18 protein-coding genes and 1 pseudogene are annotated in these 24,548 nt (G+C 63.9%); 9 read left to right on the forward strand and 10 right to left on the reverse strand.

Features of this window, described 5'->3' with window-relative positions:
- Window positions 1-29: 29 nt before the first annotated feature.
- From APT63_07985 to APT63_08015, 7 genes are read right to left on the reverse strand one after another with little or no spacing between them, the layout of a single operon-like run.
- A complete protein-coding gene (locus tag APT63_07985; GenBank protein ID AMA45575.1) occupies window positions 30-824 on the reverse strand; it encodes a hypothetical protein in 795 nt (264 codons plus the stop codon).
- A complete protein-coding gene (locus APT63_07990; protein AMA45576.1) occupies window positions 821-1,384 on the reverse strand; it encodes a hypothetical protein in 564 nt (187 codons plus the stop codon). The genes APT63_07985 and APT63_07990 overlap by 4 nt, the downstream gene beginning before the upstream one ends.
- Window positions 1,381-2,397 carry a type VI secretion protein gene (locus APT63_07995; protein AMA45577.1) on the reverse strand — a complete coding sequence of 339 codons (1,017 nt, stop codon included), beginning with the start codon at window positions 2,395-2,397 and terminating at the stop codon, window positions 1,381-1,383. Before APT63_07995 ends, APT63_07990 begins: the two co-directional genes overlap by 4 nt.
- Entirely contained in the window at window positions 2,361-4,127 is a 1,767-nt protein-coding gene (locus APT63_08000) for a type VI secretion protein (GenBank protein ID AMA45578.1), read from the reverse strand. Before APT63_08000 ends, APT63_07995 begins: the two co-directional genes overlap by 37 nt.
- A gap of 3 nt (window positions 4,128-4,130) precedes the next feature.
- A complete protein-coding gene (locus APT63_08005) occupies window positions 4,131-4,541 on the reverse strand; it encodes a hypothetical protein (GenBank protein ID AMA45579.1) in 411 nt (136 codons plus the stop codon).
- Window positions 4,538-5,998: a type VI secretion protein gene (locus APT63_08010; protein AMA47821.1), complete on the reverse strand. Its 1,461-nt coding sequence runs from the start codon at window positions 5,996-5,998 to the stop codon at window positions 4,538-4,540. Before APT63_08010 ends, APT63_08005 begins: the two co-directional genes overlap by 4 nt.
- A 44-nt stretch (window positions 5,999-6,042) precedes the next feature.
- Window positions 6,043-6,546, reverse strand: coding sequence for a type VI secretion protein (locus APT63_08015; protein ID AMA45580.1), 504 nt, complete (start codon window positions 6,544-6,546; stop codon window positions 6,043-6,045).
- A 394-nt stretch (window positions 6,547-6,940) separates the two neighbouring features.
- Between APT63_08015 and APT63_08020 the strand changes: the two genes are divergently transcribed.
- The 9 genes and pseudogenes from APT63_08020 (at window position 6,941) to APT63_08060 (ending at window position 20,236) form a co-directional block, all read left to right on the forward strand.
- Entirely contained in the window at window positions 6,941-7,480 is a 540-nt protein-coding gene (locus tag APT63_08020; protein ID AMA45581.1) for a hypothetical protein, read from the forward strand.
- Window positions 7,468-8,937, forward strand: a complete 1,470-nt coding sequence (locus tag APT63_08025) for a hypothetical protein (GenBank protein ID AMA45582.1) — start codon at window positions 7,468-7,470, stop codon at window positions 8,935-8,937. The genes APT63_08020 and APT63_08025 overlap by 13 nt, the downstream gene beginning before the upstream one ends.
- Entirely contained in the window at window positions 8,937-12,530 is a 3,594-nt protein-coding gene (locus APT63_08030) for a type VI secretion protein VasK (GenBank protein AMA45583.1), read from the forward strand. The genes APT63_08025 and APT63_08030 overlap by 1 nt, the downstream gene beginning before the upstream one ends.
- Window positions 12,531-12,576: 46 nt before the next feature.
- Window positions 12,577-13,347 (forward strand): hypothetical protein, encoded by a 771-nt coding sequence (locus APT63_08035; protein ID AMA45584.1) that lies wholly within the window; start codon window positions 12,577-12,579, stop codon window positions 13,345-13,347.
- 133 nt (window positions 13,348-13,480) lie between these two features.
- Entirely contained in the window at window positions 13,481-13,879 is a 399-nt protein-coding gene (locus APT63_08040; protein AMA45585.1) for a hypothetical protein, read from the forward strand.
- 106 nt (window positions 13,880-13,985) lie between these two features.
- A pseudogene (locus APT63_08045) lies at window positions 13,986-16,172 on the forward strand (TonB-dependent receptor).
- Between the two features lie 123 nt (window positions 16,173-16,295).
- Entirely contained in the window at window positions 16,296-16,805 is a 510-nt protein-coding gene (locus APT63_08050) for an RNA polymerase subunit sigma (GenBank protein AMA45586.1), read from the forward strand.
- Complete coding sequence (locus APT63_08055) at window positions 16,802-17,767, forward strand: sugar ABC transporter substrate-binding protein (protein ID AMA45587.1); 966 nt, start codon at window positions 16,802-16,804, stop codon at window positions 17,765-17,767. Before APT63_08050 ends, APT63_08055 begins: the two co-directional genes overlap by 4 nt.
- A gap of 66 nt (window positions 17,768-17,833) precedes the next feature.
- Window positions 17,834-20,236 (forward strand): TonB-dependent receptor, encoded by a 2,403-nt coding sequence (locus APT63_08060; GenBank protein ID AMA45588.1) that lies wholly within the window; start codon window positions 17,834-17,836, stop codon window positions 20,234-20,236.
- Between the two features lie 463 nt (window positions 20,237-20,699).
- Here APT63_08060 and APT63_08065 read toward each other — a convergent pair whose 3' ends face one another.
- From APT63_08065 to glcF, 3 genes are read right to left on the reverse strand one after another with little or no spacing between them, the layout of a single operon-like run.
- Window positions 20,700-22,877 carry a malate synthase G gene (locus tag APT63_08065; GenBank protein AMA45589.1) on the reverse strand — a complete coding sequence of 726 codons (2,178 nt, stop codon included), beginning with the start codon at window positions 22,875-22,877 and terminating at the stop codon, window positions 20,700-20,702.
- 43 nt (window positions 22,878-22,920) lie between these two features.
- Complete coding sequence (locus APT63_08070; GenBank protein AMA45590.1) at window positions 22,921-23,319, reverse strand: hypothetical protein; 399 nt, start codon at window positions 23,317-23,319, stop codon at window positions 22,921-22,923.
- A 9-nt stretch (window positions 23,320-23,328) separates the two neighbouring features.
- Window positions 23,329-24,546: a glycolate oxidase iron-sulfur subunit gene (glcF, locus tag APT63_08075; GenBank protein ID AMA45591.1), complete on the reverse strand. Its 1,218-nt coding sequence runs from the start codon at window positions 24,544-24,546 to the stop codon at window positions 23,329-23,331.
- Window positions 24,547-24,548 lie beyond the last annotated feature (2 nt).

The raw sequence follows: 24,548 nt of genomic DNA on the forward strand, positions 1-24,548 counted from the left end.
AGTGAGCGGAAGGAAAGGGCGCATCCGTGTCATCGGTCTTCTTCCTTGAGCAGGAGTTGCGTGTCGTTGACCAGCACCGAGAGCACGATCTGGTGGCCGCGTGGCGGGACACGCAGCACTTGGCGCCAGGTGGCGTTCTCCTGGTTGCGGTAATCGCCGATCACCGCGATGAAGCGGGTGTCCGGCTCCAAGGGAGCAAAAGGCACGAACTTGAACTGGCCTGGCCGCAGCAGATAATCGTCACCGCGAACGTAGCTGCTGCGCAGGGTCTTGGCCGGGTCTTCATCCAGGGGCTGATACAGGCTGTTGCGCAGCAGTGAGTCATCGCGCAGCTGCAGGATCTTGATGGCCATCGGTGTCGCGACCGGCTCGCTCGCGACAGCTGCCGTATGTGGCAACGTCAAAAGCACCGCCGTGTCCGCGTAGCTGCCAAGCGCTCCTGTCGCGGACAGCGCATGGGCGGGGAGGGCAGATGGGGCGTCGTCCGATATGCCAGGCGGTAGCGCAGGGAGTTGATCCCGCTGGCAATCGAGCGATGGCTGGATGTCGGCCAAGTCGTGGGGATCGCCTGCGCTCAGGCTGACGGCATACGGATCCGACTCGACCGCATGCTCCCACGCAGGCGAAGGCTCGAGGCTGTGCGGGTTGCTGTTGAGGGTCGGGCTGGCGTTGATGCTGAACGCCACCTGGGTCGGGTGATCCCCAGGTGGGCCGATGGGCAGCGAAGGGTCCAAGGCCACTTGGCTCATCCTGCCCAGCGTGGTGCATCCTGTAATGCCCAGCGCAATGACCAGCAGGGGGATCGTCGGCAGCAAACGCATCATGCACATTCTCCCGGCAGCACCCAGTGGTGCGCAGTCTGCGACAACGGCTTCGACGGGGACGACCGTTCGAGCATGACCAGAGGGTCGTTCACGAGGTCGGCCCCGAAGGTCGAGCAGATGTCGGCCCTGATCTCAGTGGGCGCAGAGGCGGGTTGCCAGTCGCCGACCGGCGCATCGTCCAGCCAGGTATCGAACAGCGACCGTTCATGCCCCAGGACCTGCTCCAGCGATCGGGCATCGGTGTGGGAAAGCTGAACCTGCAGTCGGTAGGGTCCGATGCGAATCTGGTCACCTTCGAGCAGGCGCCTGATGCACCCTGCTCCCAGGCTGACACGTTCTTCGTTCAGGAACGTGCGGTGACAGCGGTCGACCACACAGAAGCTGCCCTCCAGCCAGCGAATTTCGCAATGGATGGGGGCGATGGTCTGCTCAGGGTCATCGAGCAGCCAGTCAGCACCTGCGCTGCCCAGCGTGCCGCCTGTGCAGTCGAACAGGCACCGGCTGACGCAGGTGCGCTGCAAGGGATCGAGATCGACGATGCTCAAGCTCAAGGTCTTCATGCGCGCCCCCGGAATCGTACGGTCGGGCCGGTTTCCGTCTGGGCCTTCTCGAGGAAGCTGGTCCAGCCCAGGTAGGCACCTTGATGGCGGTGCAGGCAAAAAGATGGCAATGCATGGCGTTTCAGGCGCAGCTCAAGGTCGTAGGCCAGGCCATCGCGCAGCAGAAAATCGATCAGCGCGCGCAACCGCCCGAACTGGGCACCGCGAGGAAGAAAATCATGCAACTGCGCATGATCGAGTTCGCTGATCACCAGCGTGAACTTGCTGCTGCGCGTGCGTGTGCGGCTGCCCACCAGGAATGTCGTGCCCAGTTCGCCGTTGCGACGGCCCAGGCTCACCCGTTGGGGGATGGCCGTGGTGACCCTGCGCGTTTCGAATTCCCGTATCCGGACATGCTTCAGGTCGAAGCAGTGCGCGATGATCCCCGCGACGCTGCCCGGGGCACGGCTTCTGCTGGCGATCACGCCTGCGAAGCTGAGCAATCGACTCCACGGCAGCGCTGTCTCATCGTGCAGCTGGGTATCGTTCAGGCCCGTCAGGGCGAAGAGATAGCGCGAGAATCCATCACCGGCACCCGGTTGAAAACGGATGTAATAGCGGTACTTGCGCCAGATGCGGTGCAGCAGGCTGAGCAGGTAGTGGTTGAAGAAATCGAAGAACGCTGGGCGCAGGCCAAGCCCGTGGGCATGCTCGTAGGCCACCTGTTCCAGGTAATAGACCGGCAAGGGCGAATCCGTACCGTGCAGCCCCATGAAGGTCGCGCAGACACGGTAACGGTCGGATTGCGCAGGCATGCGCTCGGCCTTGTAGACATCCGCGGCAGGAAAGACCAGACGCGGGTCGTTGGTGAGCCGCACACGCCGCCTCGTGGCCTCATTCGGCCAACGCGCCTCGAGATCGTCGCCATGCAGCCCGTGCAGGCGCTCGAGCAACTGGAAGAAGTTGTATCGATGCGCAGTGGCCAGCAGTGTGTCGGCTAGATCAGCGGTTGCTTGCCGGTCTGGATGGGCCATGTGTAATGCTCATTGTTGGTGATGTTGATCACTTCCAGTCGATGGAAGGAATTGATGCTGGCGTACAAGGCGAAGAAGTGGGCGAGCACGCAGCCGAACAGGTACAGATCGCCTTCGCAGAGAAACGCGGTCTGGTCCAGCTTCAGGCGCGTGCACAGGCCGCGCACGGGCTGCCCTTTGATCAGCCAGTCCAACGGTGCGGTATGCACCTCACGAATGCCGTCGAGACGCTTCTGCGTGGCCCGTGCGTGCTGGACGTCATGCAGCGCGGCGAAGTCGTAGGTGCGGATGATGGCCTTGAGGGACTCGACCGAGAGCAGCGACAGGTAGTTGAGCGACAGGTTGGAGATCAGCGCCCAGTGCGCCTGACCATCCAGTACAGGACGGTAGGGACGGGTCGGTGCACACAGGTTGGTGTAGGTGGTCAAGGGGGGCGTGGATTCGGTAAGGACGTCGATGTCGCCGATCCCCAGGGCCAAGGGCAGGTCGCGATTGGTGCATGTCAGGTCGATGGAGACTGTCTCCAGCTGGCCGATGTACGCATTGGCATCGGCACGCACGAAGGCGATGCGATGGGTCACGCCATCGCCGCGCAGGGACGCGTCGAGTGTGCAGCGGTAATAGAGCGACGTGCGCCCCTGAAGGTGTTCGATCTCGTGCGCGAACGACTCGAACGCTCGGAAGGTGCGCAACTGCTCGCCCGCCTCTGAACCCGCGCTCGTACGCGTGCTGACCACATGATCGACGCTGAAGATTTCATACGCGTGCTGCTGGGTGCCTCGAGGCCTGAGTTCGACTTCGGTGGTCTCGCCAGACAGGTCGATGGGTTCGGCGCTGTGGGAAAACAGATTGACCGCTGGGGTGCAGAACAGACTGAAGTCCGTCTTGCCGATGCGTAGCGTCTCGGGCAGAGGCCGTGTGAAATGAAAGTCGATGGTCACGCAACGGCTGGATTCGTCAGGCCAGGCGGTGTCCAGGCCGATTAAGGCGAAAAAGTGGAAGCGCTGCGCGAAGATGAAGTACTCCTGCAAGATCCGATAACCATCGAAGACGTTCTGTGGGTAGGGCAGCAACGCCTCGTCGGGGCTGAATCCGGGAAAGGCGAGGTTGGTGGCAGGCAGCCGACGGACAGTGCCATTGATCGTGATGTCGATACGGTCGAGGTAGTGGGAAAGCCACAGGTACAGGGTCCGCGCCGTGCCAGTGTCACCGCTCAGGTGAAGATCCAGGCGCTTACAGTCCAGGCTGCTCAAGGGCCGCTCGACCAGGGTGTGCAGGTCGATGCGGACCCTCGGGCTGCCGGGCGTTCGAATGGCTTCGGCAGTGTCGAGCCTGAACGGGTGAAGGTTTACCGGCATGCAGGTGCGAAACTCGCAGGGCATCCCGTCCACGGGCCTGGAAAACAGTCGTGAGCCTTTGGGGATGTGCCGTGATTGACTGAGCGATTGCTTGGAGGGCGTGAACTGAATGACCGTGGCGCTCGGAAGCGGGCGCAGATAGTTGGGCCACAGCAGTTGCAGCATGGGGTGGGTCAGCTCAGGCAGATCATCTTCCAGCTTGAGCCGCAGCTTGGCCGTCAAGAAGGCGAAGGCTTCCAGCAACCGATTCACGTCTGGGTCGCTGCCTTCCTGCCCCAGCAGGCGGGCAAGCTGAGGGTTGTCGTGCGCGAAGTCGCTCCCCAGCTCATGCAGGTAGCGCAGTTCTTCGCTGAATCGATCCTTGAGCGACATGGTTCACCTCACACGCATGTAGCGATCGTGCCCGCTGACGAGCAGCTCCAGCTGAAAGGCTTCGAGCTGGTGATTCACCCGCACGTGACAATCGAGCCTGAAATGCAAGTCCAGTGGGGCATGGGCGTCGGGCAGTGCCTTGAGCGCCTGTACATGAATGCGCGGTTCGAAACGTTGCAGCATGCGACGGATGTCGGCACCCACCTGCAAGAGCAGCTCGCCACGATTCACGTCATGCCCGTTGAAATCGCGCAGGCCCAACTCAGGGCTGCTCTGTGAGCAACCCTGGCGTGCATTGAGCACGGTCTCGAGATGGCGCTTGATGGCCATGAGCTTGCGGTCTGGATGCTCTTGCCTCGACAGCGTTCGAGGGGTGTCTGGAGCCAGGCGCAGGCGTTCGAAAAGTCCCGTCATTGCGTGTCTAGCCGCCCGACCAGAGCGATCTCGAAATGCGCGCCCATGTATTTGAAGTGCGGACGTACGGCCAGGGAGACCTGGTACCAGCCTGGATCGCCTGCCACATCGGACACCTCGATTCTGGCGGCCCGAAGGGGGCGGCGGCTGCGCACATCGGCAGAGGGGTTCTCCTGGTCCGCTACGTACTGACGGATCCACCTGTTCAGTTCCGACTCCAGATCGCGACGCTCTTTCCAGCTGCCGATCTGCTCGCGCTGCATCACCTTGATGTAATGGGCCAGCCGGTTGACGATGAACAGATAGGGGAGCTGCGTTCCCAGTTTGTAATTGACCTGCGCTTTCAGCCCTTCCGGGGTCTTCGGAAAGGTCTTGGGTTTCTGCACGGAGTTGGCAGAGAAGAAGGCGGCATTGTCACTGCCCTTGCGCATCGTCAAGGCGATAAAGCCTTGTTCGGCCAGCTCGAACTCCTTGCGATCGGAGATCAGCACCTCGGTAGGAATCTTGGCCTGCAATTGACCGAGCGCTTCGTACACATGCACCGGCAGGTCCTCGACGGCACCGCCCGATTGAGGCCCGATGATGTTCGGACACCAGCGATAGCGGGCGAAGCTGTCATTGATGCAGCTGGCCAGCAGGAATGCCGAGTTGCCCCACAGGTAGCGGTCATGGCACCCGTCGATGTCTTCTTCGTAATGGAACGACTCGATCGACTGCTCTTGAGGATGGTAGGCGGAGCGAAGCATGAAACGAGGCCCGGTGAGCGCTACGTAGCGCGCATCCTCGCTTTCGCGGAAGGCACGCCACTTGGCATGTCGAGGGCCAGCGAACAGATCGCCGATCTCCTTGAGATTGGGCAATCCCTCGAAGCTGGTGAGGTTGAAGAACTCGGGGGAGGGCGCTGCAATGAAGGGTGCATGCGACATGGCCCCTACGGACGCCACGTAGCTCAGCAGCTTGATGTCCGGGGAGGAGGGGCCGAAGGTGTAGTTGCCGACCATGGCCGCCACCGGCTCGCCACCGAATTGGCCGTAACCTGTGGTGTAGACATGCTTGTAGAGGCCACTGCAGGTGATGTCGGCTGCATTGTCGAAGTCATCCAGCAAATCGGCTTTGCTGACATGCAAGACCTCCATCTGTATGTTTTCACGAAAATCTGTACGGTCGACCAGAAGTTTCAAGCTGCGCCAGGCGGCTTCAAGTGCCTGGAACGCTGGTTGATGCAGAATGGCATCCATTTGCCGGCTGAGAAGACGGTCCAGCTCGGCGATCATTTGATCGGCGCGATGTTTATTGATCAGTTGATCTGGGTCATGACTTTTGAGCAGGTGAGTGATAAAGGCAACGACACCCTGGCGAGCGATGGAGTAGCCCTCTTGCGCAGGGGATAGTTGCGTCTGCGCCATGATCTGGTCGAGCAAGTTTGGCGTGCTCGTAACAGCGTCTCGTGTATCAATGGCAGGTGTCGTGTTCGTCGACGTTGGCATGGGACACTCCGTTGTCAGCGTGGGGCAGGCGCTTCAAGCGCCACGTCAAGTTCCAGGGCGAGTTGTTTGCGCGTGTGTTCGTCACTCAATAAATGGTGCAGTTGCTGACGAAACTTCGGTACGTTGCCCAAGGGGCCTTTCAAGGCGACCAGGGCTTCGCGCAGTTCCAGGAGCGCGTTGAGCTCCGGCACCTGCCGGGCGATCCTGTCGGGGCTGAAATCATCGATCGAGGTGAACCGAAGCTGCACCGCCAGCTCGGCCTCAGAGGGCGCGCCCAGCAGGGAGGGCACGGCCATGCACAGGTTGACACCTGCATCGTTCAACACGCTGTTGAAGGTGTGTTTGTCGATGCGCATTGCCGTGCGATCTTCGAGCGGTCGGTCATCGTCCATGCCGAAGTCACCCAGGACCAGCATCTTGTGCGGCAGCTCTATTTCAGCGTTCTCATTACCTGTCGCAGGAACGTACCTGATGTTGATGCGTTCTTTGGGCGCGACGGAACCTGTGCTTTTTGCCATGGCAGGGCCTTAGTAGTGTGTGGGAAATTTCTACTAACTTTTGCGCACTGTTTGTAGGAAGTTTCCGTGCATTAAGCGTGTGCTCTGATCGAGCGGTGTGGGGTTGGCGTGTTTCTTTAAAACCATGCCGCTGGTGTTGCGCGTTAGTCGAGCGGAAGAATGTAAGTAAATATTTATTTGTGGTCTTCGGTGTTTGTGGCTAGGCTTTCGATCGTTTTCAAAGTTGGACGAGGCCGATGCGCCAAGTGCGTGCCGTAGGTTGTGGAGAAAGTAGGAAGTTACAAGTAGGAAATTACTTACAATGGTGCCCCGATATCTTTTTGGCGCATGTTTTGCGCTGCTGCTCTACTGCTTGTCTGTCTCTGCGTATTCCAATCAGGAGTGTTCGCAAGTCGTGTCGAACCTCGAGCGCCTGGCCTGCTTCGACCGATCAGCAGGAACGCCGGCTCGGCTCGGCACCGCACAGTGGTCGGCGTCCGAGCAGCATGCACCGACCTTGCGCCGTGTATTGGTCCAGGAGGCCGATCGAGCGCCCGATGACCTGACTTTTCGCCTGGGCAAGGCAGGCGAAGGGTTGATGGCGTCCGCACCTGCAATCGCATCGGGCCCACCCCACGCTTACCTGGCCATCAGCTGCGTGCAGAACATTTCCAGGCTGCAACTGGTGACGGCGCAGCCCATCGACGCAGGGCGAGTGAGCGTGCGATTGCAAGGCGAGTCGCGTGCGACCTCCGCCACACCGTGGCAGGTGATGGAAAACGGACAGGTGATCGATGCGGGGCGAGGGTTGCCGGGCATCGAGCAGATCAAGCAACTGATCGGCGCCCACCGCATTCATGTCGAAAGCGATCACCCGGCCGTGAACGGGCTGACATTCGACGCCCATGGGCTGGATGCTTTGATCGACAAGGTCCGTACTGCATGTCGCTGGTAACGAGAACACCTGAACGCACGCTCGCCGAGCTGCTCGCACCGATCGACCCCCAGGTGCCGGCAGGCCTGTTCGACCTCGAGGATGAACTCTACCAGGCCATCGACCAGGAGATGGTCAAGCTGGGTGGGTTGCACGAGGCATCGATCGACTGGACCTACATCGAAGAGGCGTCCTGTCAGTACCTGGAGCGTCAGTGCAAGCACCTGCGGATCGTGGCTCACCTGAGCGTTGCCTGGCTGCGCAGCGGCTGCTGGGTGCGCTGGGCAACGGTCCTGGCGTTGTGGGTGGGGCTGCTCGATCGCTACTGGGAGACGGCCCACCCCAAGCCCGGACCCAAAGGCTTCCTGGGCAAGCGCAAGCTGATCAGCCTGGCGCTGGGCCGGATGGTCGACACGCTACCGCGGCTGGACCGCGCCACCTATAGCCAAGCGTGTGCCGACCAGGCACGGCATGCGCTGTCACGTCTGCACCACCTGCAGGGCACGTTGCAGCTGGACGCAGCGCTGCTGGGTGATCTGGAGCGTCTGCTGGACCGACACAGCACACTCGCCATCGCCGAAGCTGACGCCACGCCCGCGATGGCCACCGCGCCAACTGCCCCTCACCTTGCAGCAGCGCCACTGCCCGAGGTCATCGCTGCACCGCTGCCATCTCCACTGCCAGGTCATGAAAGGGAAACACGCCGAACGCTGCTGACGCTCGCTGAACGCATCAACCAGCAAGACCCCTACGACCCGACGGGTTATCAGCTCCGACGGTTCGGCCTGTGGGCTCACATTCAGGCTGCGCCTTACGCCGCGCAGGACGATCGCACGGAGTTGATGGCCATCCCGCCCGACATCGCCAATGGCCATGAAGAAGCCCTGGCGCAGACCACGATCGACGCCGCCTTGCTCCAGCGCATCGAGAAAAGCGTGACAGCGAGCCCCTACTGGATTCGCGGCAGTTTCCTGGCCGCCTCCGCGGCGACGCGGCTGGCGATGGGCGAGGTGGCCGAAGCCATCCGTGCCACCACTGCCCGCTTCATACAGCGTCTGCCTGCCTTGCAACGTCTGTGCTTCAGCGACGGCACCGTGTTCGTCGACGATCAGTGCCTGGCGTGGCTGCGTGGCATGCCAGGGTCATCCGACTCCGGTGCAGCCTCCCCTGCGTTCGCCAGTCTGCGAGAAGAGCTGGCCAGCCAGATGGAAACCGGCGGGGTGGAGCCGGTCCTGCTCAAGTTGCAGGGCATGCAGAGCGCCCTCGGCAGCCCCCGCGAACGTTGCCACACCACCGTGATCGCGGCCGACCTACTGGCGGCGCGCGGAGTTTCCTGGCTGGCGCAGGACCTGTGCGCCAGTGTCGCCAGGACCATGCAGCAGACGACCGCCAGCGCCTGGGAGCCAGAAGTCTTTCAGCGGCTGCAGCAGTACGGGGCATCCCAGGTGCCTGACAACCATGTGAAAAGGGAGTCCTGATGAATCGACTATGGACGCAGCTCGCGGCGGGGAGCAGGGCGCTGGTGAACCGTGCGAACGGCATGGTGCCCACGCTGCTCGGGCTCGGTGTCGTGCTGACATTGGTTGCAGTCTGGTGGCTGGGCCCGCAATGGACATGGCGTGGACACCAGCCCTTGGCCAGCGTCACCCAACGTGGCCTGGCAAGCCTGGTGCTCATCGTGGTGCCCTTGCTGGCATGGCTCATGGTCTTGCGCCGCCGTGTTCGTCATCTACAGACAGAACGCGCCCGGACCGCTGCCGTTGAGCAGGATCGCACGCTACCGTTCGTTGACGCGCAAGAGAAAGCGTTGAACCTGGCGCTCGGGCGGTATCTCGACCATGCCGGCGGACGGCGTGCCCTGTACCGGCTGCCCTGGTATCTGGTCGTGGGCGATGAATGCGCGGGCAAGACCAGCGTCATCGAACACAGTGACCAGCGTTTCACATTGACCCGCATCGAGCAGGTGCAATCGCGCGGCCGATCGACCCAGGCGCTTGCCTACCCGATCGGCTGGTGGATCAGTGACGACGCCGTCATCATCGATCCGCCGGGCGCATTTATCCGTCAGCCGCCCGGTGAAGCGCCGCCGGCCACGTCCGAGCCTGCCGTACCTCACGGGGGCGCAGCCGCCTTGTGGCATCACCTGTTGAAGTGGTTGCTGCGCCATCGGAGCCAGAAGTCGCTCAACGGCGTCCTGCTGGTCGTCGATCTGCCTGCGTTGCTGCATGGCACGCCTGGCCAGCGTATCGCCCTGGCACACCTGCTTCGCACGCGTCTGCACGAACTGAACAGCCAGTTGAGCACGCGCCTTCCTGTCTATGTCGTGTTCAGCAAGGTCGACCTGATAGAGGGGTTCGACGCGTTCTATGCCGACATGCCCGCCTCGTTGCGCGAGCATCTGCTGGGTTTCACGTTCAAGCTGGAGGAGCGCAGTACGATCGATGCCTGGCTGGATGAGTACAGCGAGCATTACCAGCGACTGGTGCGTCACCTGTTCGAGCAGGTCGTGGACCGAATCGAGCAGTCAGGCAGTGCCGAAACACGAGCGCGTCTGCTGTCGTTGCACGCACAACTGGCCGGGCTGCGGCCGATCATGCTGGGCTTTTTGCGCGAGACACTGGCAGGCGATCGTTTCACCACGCCTGCCCTGGTACGGGGCGTGTATTGGTCGTCCGTCACGCAACAGGGCGACGTGCTCAACGCCTTCGTGCGCGAAGCGGCGCAGCCCTACGGAACGGCGCCCCCGCTGCGCGAAGGCAAGCCCCAGGGCAAGTCACGGGTCTATTTCATTCCCCACCTGTTCAAGCGTGTCGTCTATCAGGAGTCAGGCCTTGCCGGCGACAACGTCAAGGTGGCACGTCACAAGCGTCGACTGTTATGGGCGAGTTCCGGTATCGGGCTGCTGGTCCTGTGCGGCTTCATCGCAGGCTGGCAGCGCTATTTCGAACTCAATGGCGCCAAGGCCGCCAACGTGCTTGCCAAAAGCAGAGCGTTCAGTCATCACGAGGTCGATGCGCGCCTGGATCCGACCGGACGCAACCTGCTCGAGCCGTTGGACCAGATCCGTGACGCTGTCTCGGTGTTCGGTGACTACCGTGCCGCCTGGCCAGGTGTCGCCGATCTCGGGCTGTACCAGGGGCGCGCCATCGGGCCCCGTGTCGATGAGGCCTACCTGACGTTGCTGTCCAGGCGTTTTCTGCCGGCGCTGGCCAGCGGCGTGGTCGAGGCCATGGAAGCCGCTCCTCCTGGCAGCGCACAGCAGCTGGCGGCGCTCAGGGTCTATCGAATGCTGGAGGACCGTCAGAATCGGCGGCCCGAATGGGTCGAGGCGTGGATGGCGCAGCAGTGGCAACAGGCGTTTCCCGGGCAGGGGCAGTTGCAACGAAGCCTCATGGGGCATTTGAGCTATGCCTTGGCCTATGCCGACACCGACCTGTCGCCGTATCGAGAACGCGTCGTGCAGGTGCAGCAAACACTACGCGAGGTACCGCTCGCACAACGGGTCTACGCAAGCCTCAAACAGCAGGCCCAGGCACAGGTGCAGGCCGGTTTGAACCTGCGTCATAAAGTGGGCCCCGTCTTCGACACGGTGTTTCAGTCATCGGGCAGCCACCCATCGCTCGACCAGGCGATCGTGCTGGCGCCCATCCTCACCGCCAAGGGCTTCAACGAGTATTTCGAGCCGCGCAGTCGGTACTTCACCGACATGGCCATGATCGACCAATGGGCGCTGGGCGAACGCGATCGGCTCGATTACTCGACGGCCGACCGCGAAGCGCTGACCGAACGGCTACGCTCGCTCTACAGTGCCGACTACATCGACAGCTGGCGGCAGGCCCTGCAGGCGTTCACGGTGACCGATTTCCGCGATCTGCCCCACGGCCTCACGATTCTGCAGCAGTTGACGGGACCCACGGCGCCCCTGCACCGGTTGCTGGAAACCGTAAGAGACAACACCGTCCTTTCATCGAAGGTCTCTGTCGAGCCTGCAACCGATGTGGCGATACAACCTGTCCATGACGAGGCCGAGAAGCAGCATGCCTGGGCCATCCAGAGAGCCTTTGCCGGGTTGAGCGGCTTGCTGAAATCCAGCGGTGAGCAGCCCAGCTATTACGACGAGACCTTGCAGGCCCTGACTGCCGTACATGACTACGCCAAGGCGGTCCAGGACAGCCCTGATCGAGGCAAGGCAGCGCTTCACGCAGTCCATCAACGCTTGTCGATGACCGGGCATGATCCGATCAGCGCGTTGCAACGCATGGCCACGGGCTTGCCTGCACCCCTCGATCGGCACGTCAAGAAAGTCGCCGACCAGACGGCCCAGGTCTTGAACATCGAGGCGCTACGCGAACTGGAGCGACGCTGGGATGCCGACGTCTATGGGTTCTTCCAGCAGCGTCTGGCAGGGCGCTATCCATTCTCTGCCCAGGCGCCCGACGCCTCCCTGGAGGACTTCGAAGCGTTCTTCGGTCCCAAGGGGCGTCTGCAGCGGTTTCATGACCAGTACCTGAAGGTCTTCCTGAAGGACAATCTCGAGGCCTTCCATACCGGCCAGCCGGGGCAGTCATTGATTCGCCGCGATGTGATCGAGCAACTGGAACGGGCAGAGCGCATCCGCGAGACCTTCTTCGATCAACGCGGCAACCTGAATGTGCAATTCAGCATCGAGCCGTTGGGGTTGAGCGCCAACCAACGCACCAGCTTGCTGGACCTCGATGGGCAACTGATCGCCTATACCCATGGCCCCAGCCAGATCGCCGGGGTCGTCTGGCCCAATACTCTGGGCCGACAGGTGCGCAGCAACCTGACCTTGCTCAGGCAGAACGGCAACAGCAGCAGCCTGGAGTACCGTGGGCCCTGGTCCATGTTCCGCCTGCTCAGCCGCGGCGCGCTCAATGGCCGGACCGCCACCAGCGTGGACCTGAGCTTCAAGGCCGGCGATGGTGTGATGCGTTATCGCCTCAATGCTGAAAAGGCGTTCAACCCCATCACCCAGCAGCCGTTCAAGGACTTCCAGTTGCCGCGTGGGTTGTTGCAGCTACCTGAGCACGTGGCGCGCGTGGCGTTGTGAGAGGGCAGGCCGAAAAACAGGCTGCCCGCGCCAGGGACACCTTCACGTGACGATCGATTCTGCGTTGCTCCTGCTGGGCCTCTTCGCTTTCTGCGGCGGTCTCATCGACGCCGCCGTCGGCGGAGGAGGGCTCATCCAGCTGCCAGCCCTCATGCACGCCTTGCCTGGCACCAGCCTGGCGACGGTCTTCGGCACCAACAAGCTGGCGGTCTGGATGGGCAGCGTGGCCGCACTGCCGCGTTACCTGAAACGGGTGACGTTGGTCTGGTGGCTGCTGCTGCCCATGTTCGTGGCCGCGTTCCTGTTCGCCTACCTGGGCGCGCTGTCCGTTGCACTGATTCCCAAGGCCCTCATGCAGTACGCCGTTTTCGTTCTGCTGGTGGTCATGGCGATCTACACCTTCATCAAGAAGGACCTGGGACGCCTGCACGCCCAGCCTCGCTACGGCATCGGCAGGCTATGGGCCGGTATCGGCTTTGGCGCCGCGATCGGGTTCTACGACGGTGTCTTCGGCCCAGGCAGCGGCAGCCTGCTGCTGTTCGTGTTCGTCCGCGTCTTCGGCTTCGACTTCCTCAACGCCTCGGCCTCGGCGAAGCTCATCAACCTGGGCACCTTCAGCGCCGCGCTGCTGTTCTTCGCGCCGTCCGGTCATGTGCTGTGGCTGATCGGCGGGCTGGTGGGGGTGTGCAACATGGCCGGGGCCGTGGTGGGTGCCTTCATTGCGTTACGCTATGGCAGTGGCGTGATTCGCATACTGTTTCTGGTGCTGCTGGTGGCGCTGATCGTGCGCATGGGTGTTTCGCTGTTTTGGGCGTGAAGTCATCCTTTCGTCTCGCCACGCCGATTGCGCAGTCGCTTGGCAAGAGGCGAGGCTACTCGAGTGCCGGTTCAAGCGTACCGATACGATCCGTAGAATGAGCTGACCGCAAAGCGCGGGTGCTGAATGCGAAGTGAAGACAGAGGTGGATATGAAGGTCTTTAACGCTACCCATATAAAGTGCTACGAAGAAGATGACGTCCTGATCGTTGCAGTGGGTGATGATGCAGCTGATCCCCACAACTTCATCATCATGACCCGTTTGGATGACGAAGACACCCCTTTCACCGACGGCGACGTTGGCCTTCAGACCGAGAGCACAGAGTACGAAATGGCAGGCGCCATACAAAAGATAGGGCTTTCGGAGAGCAGGCTGAAGGTGGAGATAAAATCGAACTTTCAAGAGCATTTCAATGGCGAGGCCATCGTTGCCGAATTTCAAGGAACGGCAGTCGATGGAGAAAGTATCGATCTCTTGAGAAAGTCATTGCACACCCTAGTGGAGGGAAGCGGTATCGAAATGGACTTCTAGTTTCTCGTATTCAATCCACGTCTTCGACGTCAATGCTTGCTGTTCACAGTTGCGAAGCATTACCATTCACGTTCCGGTTGTTGCCCCCTTATCCAGGACCCACCCGATGGCCTCTCGCTTTCCGTCACGCCCGACCCTGCTCGCATTCTGCTGTTCCGCCACCTTCATGACCCAAGCCGCCGAGCCCCTGGAGCTGGAAGCGACCGACGTCAACGCAGAGACCTTCAGGCGCACCCCCAGCACGCCCCTCGAAGCATTCGCGGGCGGCTAGGTGGCCCGCGGCGGTCAACTGGGCGTGCTTGGCAACCAGGACAACATGGACGTGCCGTTCTCGCTCACCAGCTACACCGCGAAGGTGATCGAGGACCAACAGGCCGAGGACATCGGTGACGTCCTGGCCAACGACCCTTCGGTGCGCGAGTCCTTCGGCTTTGGCAACCAGGCCAAGGTGTTCGTGATCCGCGGTCTGCCATTGGCAGGGGATGACATTGCGTTCAACGGGCTGTACGGCATCCTGCCGCGGCAGATCATGTCCACCGACGGCGTCGAGCGGGTCGAGGTGTTCAAGGGGCCGAACGCCTTTCTCAACGGCGTCAGCCCGACCGGCAGCGGCCTGGGTGGCAACGTCAACCTGCAGCCCAAGCGCGCCGATGATGTGCCCACGCGCCGCTACACCCAGGACATCAGCACCGATGGCCGCATCGGCGAGCACCTGGACATCGGCCAGCGCTTCGGCGAGGACAACCGCTTCGGCGCGCGCCTGAACCTCAGCCAACGCGAGGGCGAGACGGCGATCGACGACCAGGATCAACGCACCAAGCTGTTCGTCGCCGGGCTCGATTACCGGGGCGACGACGTGCGGGTGTCCACCGACTTCGGCTACCAGAAGCAGCGCATCAACCACCTGCGCAACTCGGTGCGTCCCGGCAACGCCACCCAGGTGCCGACCGCGCCGGATGCCAGCCACAACTACGGGCAGGCCTGGAGCTACAGCGAGTCGGAAGACACCTTCGGCATGCTGCGCGGCGAGTGGGACCTGAACGACAGCTGGACCGCCTACCTGGCCGGTGGCGCGCGGCATACGCGGGAGCAAGGTACTTACGGGACGCCGGTGCTGACCAGCAACAGTGGCGCGGCGACCATCGCCGCTTCCGATATCGTTCATGGTGAAGACAACACCAGTTTCAGTGCAGGCCTCAATGGGCGTCTGCAAACGGGTGCGGTAAGCCATCAGATCGCCCTCGGCGCCAGCATGCTCTGGACCCAGGCCGAAAACGCCTACGTGTTCTACGGCGCACGCCCGACCAACATTTACGACGGCCTTGCGTTCGCCAAGCCCACGACGCCGACCAGTACCGGCGGCGACATGGGGGATCCTGGCGTCACCGCCAAGACGCGCAACCGCAGCATCGCGCTGTCCGACACGGTTGGCCTGTTCGACGACCGTCTGCTGCTGACCTACGGCATTCGCCGTCAACAACTGCGTGTCGAGAACTACTACTACGACGGCACCTTCCCGGTAACGGCTTCGCGCCCTTATCGCGACGGCAGCCGCAATGGCGAACCCTACGACGAAGGCATCACCACGCCGGTCTACGGCCTGGTCTTCAAACCCACCGACAGCGTCTCCCTCTACGCCAACCGTATCGAAGGCCTGGCCCAGGGGCCGACCGCGCCTGCCAACGTCGTCAATGTCGGCGAAATGTTCCCCCCAGGCCGCACCAAGCAGCTCGAGGCGGGCATCAAGTTCGACCGGCAGACCTACGGCGCCAGCCTTGCCGTGTTCCGTATCGAGAAACCATCCGACGGCTATACCTCGGGTGACCGTTACATCCGCGACGGCGAGCAGATCAACAAAGGCCTCGAACTCAGCCTCTTCGGCGAGCCCCTCGAAGGCCTTCGCGTGATGGCCGGCGGCACCCGCATGACCTCGGAGCAGAAGAACACCGCCAACGGGACCAACGACGGCAACCATGCCATCGGCGTGCCGACCTTCCAGCTCAACGCCAGCGTCGACTGGGACGTGCCCGGCGTCCCCGGCCTGGCGCTCAATGCGCGCATGCTGCGCACCAGTGGCCAGTTCGTCGATGCCGCCAACACCCTCAGCCTGCCGACCTGGAACCGCTTCGACGCCGGGGCTCGCTACAGGATGCGCGTGGCCGAGAAGGACCTCACCTTGCGGGTGAACGTCGAAAACCTTACGAACAAGAACTACTGGGCTTCGGCCAACGGCGGCTACCTGACCCAGGGCGACCCGCGGCTGGTGAAATTCTCCGGCACGATCGACTTCTGATCGAGCGCCTTCACGCGCGCAGGACCTCAAGGTTCTACGCGTGTCGCACGGGGCATGGACGACGTGCGCGGTACTAATTAGAATCACTCTCATTTACCGCTACCCTGATCCAAGGCCCCTGACATGACCCCAGCAGAGACACTGGCGCCGCAGACGGTGCAGACGCTCTACCGCGACCACCACAGTTGGCTGGAAGGCTGGTTGCGCCGGCGCCTGGGCAATGCCTGGGATGCTGCCGACCTGAGCCAGGACACCTTCGTGAAGGTACTGTGCAGCACGCAATCGCTGGCCGACCTGCGCGAGCCGCGTGCCTATCTGGTCACGGTGGGCAAGCGCCTGCTCAGCAATTTCCATCAGCGCCGCAGCCTCGAACAGGCGTACCTGGACGCACTGGCACGGCTGCCGGAAGACAGCGTGCCGTCGCCTGAACAACGTTGGCTGCTGCTCGAAACACTGCATGCGCTCGATGCGCTGCTCGAAGGCTTGCCGTCGGCCGTGCGCCGGGCGTTTCTCTGGAGCCAGCTCGATGGCCTGGGTTATCGTGACATCGCCGAGCGCCTGGCCGTCTCCGAACGGACCGTCAAACGCTACATGGCCCAGGCCTACGAACACTGCCTGCTGGCGGACCTGTGAGCCGAGCGACCACATCGGACGCAGCGCGCGACGTCATCCGCAGCGCCGCACGCTGGCTGGCATTGCTCGAGTCCGGCCAGGCCAGCGAGCAGGATCATGAGCGTCTGCGGCAATGGCGCGAGCACGACGTTGCCCATGAGCAGGCATGGCAGAAGGCCCAGCACTTGCGTCAGCGCTTCGCCGCACTGCCCAGCGGCTTGGCCATGGCCACCCTCGACCGTCCCGGCGCGACCCGACGTCAGGTGCTCAAAGGCGCCTTGGGCGCTCTGGTACTGCTGCCCACTGCCTGGCTGGCGAACAGGCAGTGGCCGCTGGAAACCTGGGGCACCGACCTGCGCACCGCCGTCGGGGAGCAGACCCGACGGGTCCTGGCCGACGGCAGCGTGCTGCAGCTGAACACCGACAGCGCGGCGAACCTCGATCAGGCCGCTCGACAGGTCAGGCTGATCCGCGGCGAGCTGGCCCTGCGCGTACCCGCCGGTGCCACGTGGCATGTCGAAACCGACTACGGTCGCCTCGAGGTCAGTCAAGCCGACGTCTGCGTTCGACTAGCGCACGACCAGTGCCAGGTCTCGGTGGTCGCCGGCAGTGTCCAGGTATCCCCCCTGACAGGATCGGGGCTGACGCTGCGCGCCGGTCAGCAGGTCGACCTGGGTCGTGAAGGGGCAGGGCAGCTCCGTACGTTCGATGCCGCCTTGCCGGGCTGGCGCGAGGCCGTACTGAGCGTGCAGGACCAGCCCCTGGGTGAGCTGTTGCGGGAACTGTCGCGCTATCGGCCCGGGCTGTTGCGTTGGGACCCGGCCCTCGAACGCCTGCGGGTGACGGGCAGTTTCAGGCTCGACGACACCGACCGCGTCCTGGCGCTGCTGGCCGCGACCTTGCCGTTGGAAGTGCAGGCGCGCACGCGCTATTGGGTCACCCTCGTGCCCAAGGGGCAGGGCGCCGCAAAAAAGATGACGTGAGGCTGTCCCCTTTTTTCGTCTCGTCGGTCATTCCAGGCAAGAGCAAAACAACGAGAGCCCCCCGCCATGCCCGCCGTTCGTGTCCCGTCCTTGCATCCTCTGTTGCGCGCCAGCCTGCTGCTGACGCTCAGTGCCAGCCCCTTGTTGATGACCGATGCCTGGGCCGAGCCCGCGGCACGGCGCGCCTATGTCGTGCCGGCAGGCACCCTCGGCATGGCCCTGACCCGTTTCGCTGGCCAGGCCGGTGTCGACATTTCCGTCGACCCTTCGCTGGTCGAGGGGCGGCAAAGCGTCGGCCTGTCGGGCGAGTTCGCGGTCGAGGAGGGCTTCGCCCGGCTGTTGCAGGGTTCGGGATTGCAACTGGTCCCGCTCGGCGCCCAGGCCTACACGCTGGCCCCGGCACCCGAAGGCACCGGCCTGGAACTGGCGCCGATCTCGATCCTGGGCGCAGGTGCCACCACCGAAGGCCAGGCCTATGCAGGCGGCCAGGTGGCGCGCAAGAGCAGCCAAGGGTTGCTGGGGTCGCGGGACTTCATGGACACGCCGTTCAGCGTGATCACCTACACCCAGCAGGCCGTGCAGAACCAACAGGCCCGCACCCTGGGCGACCTGATCGCCAGCGATCCGTCGGTGCGCGCCACCAACCCGGCGGGCGGACGCTTCGAACAGTTCACCATCCGCGGCTTGAGCCTGTACAACAGCGACGTGTCCTACAACGGCCTGTACGGCATCCTGCCGACCTACACCATCGACATGGCGATGGCCGAGCGCGTGGACATCATCAAGGGGCCGAGCCAGCTGATCAACGGCATCTCGCCCCGTGGCAGCGTCGGCGGGGGCATCAACGTGGTGCCCAAACGTGCCACCGACACCCCGATCACCGAGTTCACCACCAGTTATGCCTCCGAAGGGCAGGTGGGTGCTGCGGTGGATGTAGGGCGGCGCTTTGGTGAAAGCGATCAGTTCGGCGTTCGCTTCAACGGCGTCAAGCAGTCGGGCGACACCGAATGGGATCACCAGAGCGTGAATCGCGAAATGGCCGTGCTCGGGCTGGACTTTCGTGGCGAGCGCCTGCGCCTGTCGACCGACATCGGCCATACGGAGCGTGACACCGACGCCCCCCAGGAGCGCGTACTGATCGGCGCCAATGCCAAAGTGCCCAAGGCCGACGATGTCCGTCACAACTACGCCCAGCCCTGGAGCAAGGCGCGCACCGAAGACACCTTCGCTACCCTGCAGGGCGAATACGACCTCAGCGATTCAGTCATGCTCTACGGCGGTGTAGGCGCCCGCAAGAGCGACCACGATTTCCTGCGCCATGCCGTGTCGGTCATCAACGATGCCGGCGATTTCAATGTCCAGCCACGGGATTTCACCCGCGACGAGCGCGTGCGTACGGCCACCTTGGGCGTGCGCAACTGGTTCCAGACCGGGTCGGTGAGCCATGAGGTGAACCTGTCGGCCACGCATTTCTACATGGACTTCACCAACGGTGGGGGCCGCTACGCCACGGCGCGCAGCAACTTATACCACCCCATCGAAACAGCTACGCCGGCCATCCCCACCCGACTCGATTCCAAGGTCTACACGGAAAACCGCTTCAGCGGCGTGGCGCTGAGCGACACCCTGGGCTTCTTCGAGGACCGCCTGCAACTGACCCTGGGCGCGCGTTGGCAGCGGGTCAAGGTCGATGACTGGGAGGACGGCATCAAAGGCGACACGGCCTATGACGAGGAGAAGGTTTCACCCTCCGGTGGCGTGCTGTACAAAGTCAGCGATCAGCTGTCGGTCTATGCCAACTACATGGAAGGCCTGAGCCAAGGCAAGATCGCGCCGTCGGTGTCGATCAACGAGGACGAGATCTTCCCACCGTTCGTGAGCCGCCAGGTCGAGGTCGGCGCCAAGTACGACCTGGGCGACATGGCCGTCACCGCCAGTGTGTTTCGCATCAAGCAGCCGGCCTACGAGACCAACGCCACCTCGCGGGTGTTCGGTCCCAATGGCAAGCGGCGCAATGACGGCGTCGAGCTGACCGTGTTCGGCGAACCGGTCAGCGGCGTGCGCGTGCTGGGCGGGGTGATGTACATCGACAGCCAGCTCACCGGGACCGTCAACGGCACCTTCGACGGCAACCGCGCACCGGCCACACCCGAATACAACGTCAACCTCAGCGCCGAGTGGGACGTACCCGGTGTCACCGGCTTAACCCTGACCGGACGCGGCATCTACACCGGCTCGCAGTACCTGGACCAGGCCAACGGCAAGGAGATCGACGCCTCGAAGCGCTTCGACCTGGGCGCCCGGTATGCCTTCAAGATCGACCACAAGGACGTCACGCTGCGTGCGAGCGTCGAGAACGTGTTGGACGATTATTACTGGAGCTCGGCAGGCGCGCCGGATGACAGCGAACCAGGGCTGACCCTGTCGACACCCCGGACGTACCTGCTGTCGGCGACGGTAGGCTTCTGATCCATCAGCGCTGCGGTCCAGCACGGACCTTCAGCGCTTTCATACAGCCTGTGTGGGAGCGGGCTTGCCCGCGATAGCATTCGGCCCGGCACCGCCTGCATCGCGGGCAAGCCCGCTCCCACAAGGGGATGCGCCGGTCTTCCAGATCAGTGATGCAGCCCAACCACCCACGACCACGCCGCGAAGAGACCGGCCGCCACGGTCTGTGTGGATGTGCTGGTCTGCCAGACAGTGATGCAGCCTAAACACCACCCACGACCACGCCGCGATGAAACCGGCCGCCACGGGCCTGTGGGAGCGGGCTTGCCCGCGATGGCGTCCGACCCGTCACCGCCTGCATCACAGGCAAGCCCCCTTATAGGCACGGCCCTGGTCTGCCAGACCTACCATGGTGTCCAAACTATACGGCCTTGCCGGGCTGCGACAGGACCAGCGGTTTTACAGGAGCGCAGGGCAGCACCCTTCACGCCTCCCGCTTGAACCTCACGCGCCACGCATGCAACAACGGCTCGGTATACCCGCTAGGCTGCTCGCGCCCCTTGAACACCAGGTCGCACGCCGCCCGAAACGCATGAGAGCGCTCGCCGTCGGCTGCCATCGGTCGATAGCTGGGGTCACCGGCATTCTGGCCATCCACCACCCGCGCCATGCGCGTCAATGTGGCGCGCACCTGTTCGGCACTGACCACGCCGTGGTGCAGCCAATTGGCGATGTGCTGCGCCGAAATGCGCAGGGTGGCGCGGTCTTCCATCAGGCCCACGTCATGGATGTCCGGCACCTTCGAGCAGCCCACGCCATGCTCGACCCAGCGCACCACATACCCCAGGATGCCTTGGCAGTTGTTGTCCAGCTCGGCCTGGATCTCCTCGGCGCTCCAGCGTGGCGAGGGGCTGACGGGCACCTTCAACAGGTCACGCCACAGGTCATCGTGCTGCGCGTCCGGCGCTTCGCGTTCCAGCGCGACCTGCACCTGGCGCACGTCCACCTGATGGTAATGCAAGGCGTGCAACGTGGCGGCCGTGGGCGAGGGCACCCAGGCGGTGGTGGCGCCTGCCTGGGGATGGGCGATCTTCTGTTCGAGCATGGCCGCCATCAGGTCCGGCATCGCCCACATGCCCTTGCCGATCTGTCCCTGTCCGCGCAGCCCGCAGCTCAGGCCTACCCGCACGTTGTTGCGCTCGTAGGCCTGGATCCACGGCGTGCCCTTCATGTCGCCCTTGCGCAGCATCGCGCCGGCTTCCATGGCCGTGTGCATCTCGTCACCGGTGCGGTCGAGAAAGCCGGTGTTGATGAACACCACGCGGTCGACGGCCTCGGCGATGCAGGCCTTGAGGTTGACGCTGGTGCGTCGCTCCTCGTCCATGATGCCCATCTTCAAGGTGTAGCGGGGCAGCCCCAGCAGGTCCTCGACCTGGCCGAACAGCTCGGCAGCGAAGGCCACCTCGGCCGGCCCATGCATCTTCGGTTTGACGATGTAGACGCTGCCAGTACGCGAGTTGCCCCGGCGTTGCAAGTCGTGCAGCGCCGCCAGGCTGGTAACCACGGTGTCGAGCAGGCCTTCCGGAATCGGCTGGCCCTGCTCGTCGACGACGGCCGACGTGGTCATCAGATGGCCGACGTTGCGCACGAACAGCAGCGAGCGTCCTGGCAAGGTGAGCGGCGTACCATCATGGCCCTGATAGTGCCGGTCGGCCGCCAGGGTACGGGTGAACGACTGTCCTCCCTTACTGATCGCCTCGGACAGGTCGCCCTTCATCAGCCCCAGCCAGTTGCGGTAGACGAGCACCTTGTCCTCGGCATCGACCGCCGCCACCGAATCCTCGCAGTCCATGATGGTGGTCAGCGCCGCTTCCAGCAGCAGGTCCTTGACGCCAGCCGGGTCGCTGGCGCCGATGGGGCTGGTACGGTCGATCTGGATCTCCACGTGCAGGTCGTGATGAACAAGCAGTACGGCGTGAGGCGCCGTGGCCTCGCCCTGATGACCGACGAACTGTGTTGGATCGCTGAGCCCGACCTGCCGACCATCGCCCAGGGTGACCTGCAAGTGTCCCTTCACGACGGTGTAGGCCGTGGCCTCGACATGGGACGCCGCCTCGAGCGGGAAGGTACGGTCGAGAAACGCGCGGGCAAACGCGATCACCCGGGCGCCGCGGGCCGGGTCGTAGCCGCGCGTGGCGTCGGCCTGCGGGTCGCGGGGGATCACATCGGTTCCGTACAGGGCATCGTACAGCGAGCCCCAGCGGGCATTGGCGGCATTGAGCGCGTAGCGGGCGTTCATCACCGGCACCACCAGCTGCGGGCCGGCCTGCACGGTGATCTCGCGGTCCACGTTGGCCGTGCGCACGCGTACCGAGTCGGGCACCGGCAACAGATAGCCGATATCCTGCAGGTGACGCCGATAGGCGTCCAGGTCTGCTACCGGGCCGGGGTGGGCACGGTGCCAGGCGTCCAGCTCGGCTTGCAGGCGGTCGCGTTCGACCAGCAGCGCACGGTTGCGCGGTGCCAGGTCATGCACCAGCGCGTCGAGGCCAAGCCAGAAGGCCGAAGAGTCGAGGCCGGTGCCAGGCAGCACTTCGGTGTCGATGAATCGCTTGAGAGGGCTGGCCACACCCAGGCGGTGGCAGGTGACGCGTTCGCTCATGGGAAATCTCCGTTCGTTCACATTCCATTCAGGTCGGTACCGCTCACAGGGCCGCGAGGGCCGCTGCCGCGACCTGGGCATCCTGTTCGGCCTTGACGCCGGACACGCCGACCGCTGCGATCACCTGACCATCCACGCGCACCGGCAACCCACCTTCCAGCGAGGTCAGCAGCGGGGCGCTGACGAACGCGGTACGGCCGCCATTGACCATGTCTTCGTAGCCTTTGGTGTCACGCCGGCCCAACGCCGCGCTGCGGGCTTTCTCGGTGGAGATGTAGGCGGCGATGGGGGCGCAGCCGTCGAGCCGTTCCAGGGCCAGCGGGTGCCCGCCATCGTCGACCACGGCGATGCTCACGGCCCAGCCGTGCCGCTGCGCCTCCTCGCGGGCGGCGGCCAGCAGGCGGGTGATGTCGGTGTACTCGAGTACGGCTTTGCGTTGCATGACAAGCTCCTAGGTGAGGGCATCTTCCACGTGTTCGATCCAGTGACGCACGGGCGTACGCCCGGCGCCGTCGAGGTGAACCTGGCAACCGATGTTGGCGGTGACAATCAGGTCGGGTTGGCCGCTTTCCAGCGCATCGAGTCGGTGGTCGCGCAGTTGCCGCGACAGCGCCGGTTGGGTCAGCGAGTAGGTCCCGGCCGAGCCGCAGCACAGGTGGCCGTCGGGCACCGGCGTGAGGCTGAAGCCGAGGCGGGTCAACAAGGCCTCGACGGCGCCGCCGAGTTTCTGGGCATGCTGCAGGGTGCACGGGCAATGCACGGCGAGTCGACCTTCGGCCCGCACCGCGAGGGTCTCCAGCGGCTCCTGGCCCAGCACTTCCACCAGGTCCCGGGTCAGGGCGCTGACCCGTGCCGCCTTGACGGCATACGCCGGGTCGTCCTTGAGCAGGTGGCCATAGTCACGCACGAAGGCGCCGCAGCCACTGGCGGTCTGCACGATGGCCTCGGCGCCGGCCTCCAACGCGGGCCACCAGGCGTCGATGTTGCGTCGGGCCCGTGCCAGCCCGGTGGCCTGGGCATTGAGGTGGTAGTCCACGGCGCCGCAGCAGCCGGCTTCGCGCACGGGCGTGACGCCGATGCCCAGGCGATCGAGCACGCGCGTCGCCGCGGCGTTGGTATTGGGTGACAGGGTCGGCTGCACGCAGCCCTCGAGCAGCAGCACCTGACGACGGTGCAGGCGCTGGGGGCGCGGCTTGGCGGCCTGGGGTGCGCGCGGCAGTTTTTCGCGCAACGGTGCCGGCAGCAGGGGGCGAAAGACCTTGGCCGTACGGGTCAGTGCCTCGAACAGCGCCGGACGCGGCACGACCTGGCGCAAGCCTTCGCGCAGCAGGCGCTCGCCGAGCGGGCGCGGCACCTGCCGCTCGACCTCGGCCCGGCCAATGTCCAGCAGGTCGTGGTAGCGCACCCCGGACGGGCAGGTGGTCTCGCAGTTGCGACAGGTCAGGCAACGGTCTAGGTGCTCCTGGGTCTTGGCGGTGACCGGTTCGCCCTCCAGCACCTGCTTGATCAGGTAGATACGCCCGCGCGGCCCGTCCAGCTCGTCGCCGAGCAGCTGGTAGGTCGGGCAGGTCGCCGTGCAGAACCCGCAGTGCACGCACGAACGCAGGATGCGCTCGGCTTCGTCCGCACGGGGCAGGCACTTGGCCTCGTCGCTCAGGTTGGTTTGCATGG

The sequence above is a fragment of the Pseudomonas monteilii genome, assembly GCA_001534745.1.
GTDB lineage: Bacteria > Pseudomonadota > Gammaproteobacteria > Pseudomonadales > Pseudomonadaceae > Aquipseudomonas > Aquipseudomonas alabamensis.

What these genes read in the sequence shown, in the direction of transcription:
- APT63_08025 (AMA45582.1), top strand. Translation starts at nt 7,468, where the DNA reads ATGTCGCTGGTAACGAGAACACCTGAACGCACGCTCGCCGAGCTGCTC.
- APT63_08050 (AMA45586.1), top strand. Translation starts at nt 16,296, where the DNA reads ATGACCCCAGCAGAGACACTGGCGCCGCAGACGGTGCAGACGCTCTAC.
- APT63_08005 (AMA45579.1), bottom strand. Translation starts at nt 4,541, where the DNA reads ATGACGGGACTTTTCGAACGCCTGCGCCTGGCTCCAGACACCCCTCGA.
- APT63_08015 (AMA45580.1), bottom strand. Translation starts at nt 6,546, where the DNA reads ATGGCAAAAAGCACAGGTTCCGTCGCGCCCAAAGAACGCATCAACATC.
- APT63_07995 (AMA45577.1), bottom strand. Translation starts at nt 2,397, where the DNA reads ATGGCCCATCCAGACCGGCAAGCAACCGCTGATCTAGCCGACACACTG.
- APT63_08065 (AMA45589.1), bottom strand. Translation starts at nt 22,877, where the DNA reads ATGAGCGAACGCGTCACCTGCCACCGCCTGGGTGTGGCCAGCCCTCTC.
- APT63_08060 (AMA45588.1), top strand. Translation starts at nt 17,834, where the DNA reads ATGCCCGCCGTTCGTGTCCCGTCCTTGCATCCTCTGTTGCGCGCCAGC.
- glcF (AMA45591.1), bottom strand. Translation starts at nt 24,546, where the DNA reads ATGCAAACCAACCTGAGCGACGAGGCCAAGTGCCTGCCCCGTGCGGAC.
- APT63_08000 (AMA45578.1), bottom strand. Translation starts at nt 4,127, where the DNA reads ATGTCGCTCAAGGATCGATTCAGCGAAGAACTGCGCTACCTGCATGAG.
- APT63_07985 (AMA45575.1), bottom strand. Translation starts at nt 824, where the DNA reads ATGATGCGTTTGCTGCCGACGATCCCCCTGCTGGTCATTGCGCTGGGC.
- APT63_08030 (AMA45583.1), top strand. Translation starts at nt 8,937, where the DNA reads ATGAATCGACTATGGACGCAGCTCGCGGCGGGGAGCAGGGCGCTGGTG.
- APT63_07990 (AMA45576.1), bottom strand. Translation starts at nt 1,384, where the DNA reads ATGAAGACCTTGAGCTTGAGCATCGTCGATCTCGATCCCTTGCAGCGC.
- APT63_08070 (AMA45590.1), bottom strand. Translation starts at nt 23,319, where the DNA reads ATGCAACGCAAAGCCGTACTCGAGTACACCGACATCACCCGCCTGCTG.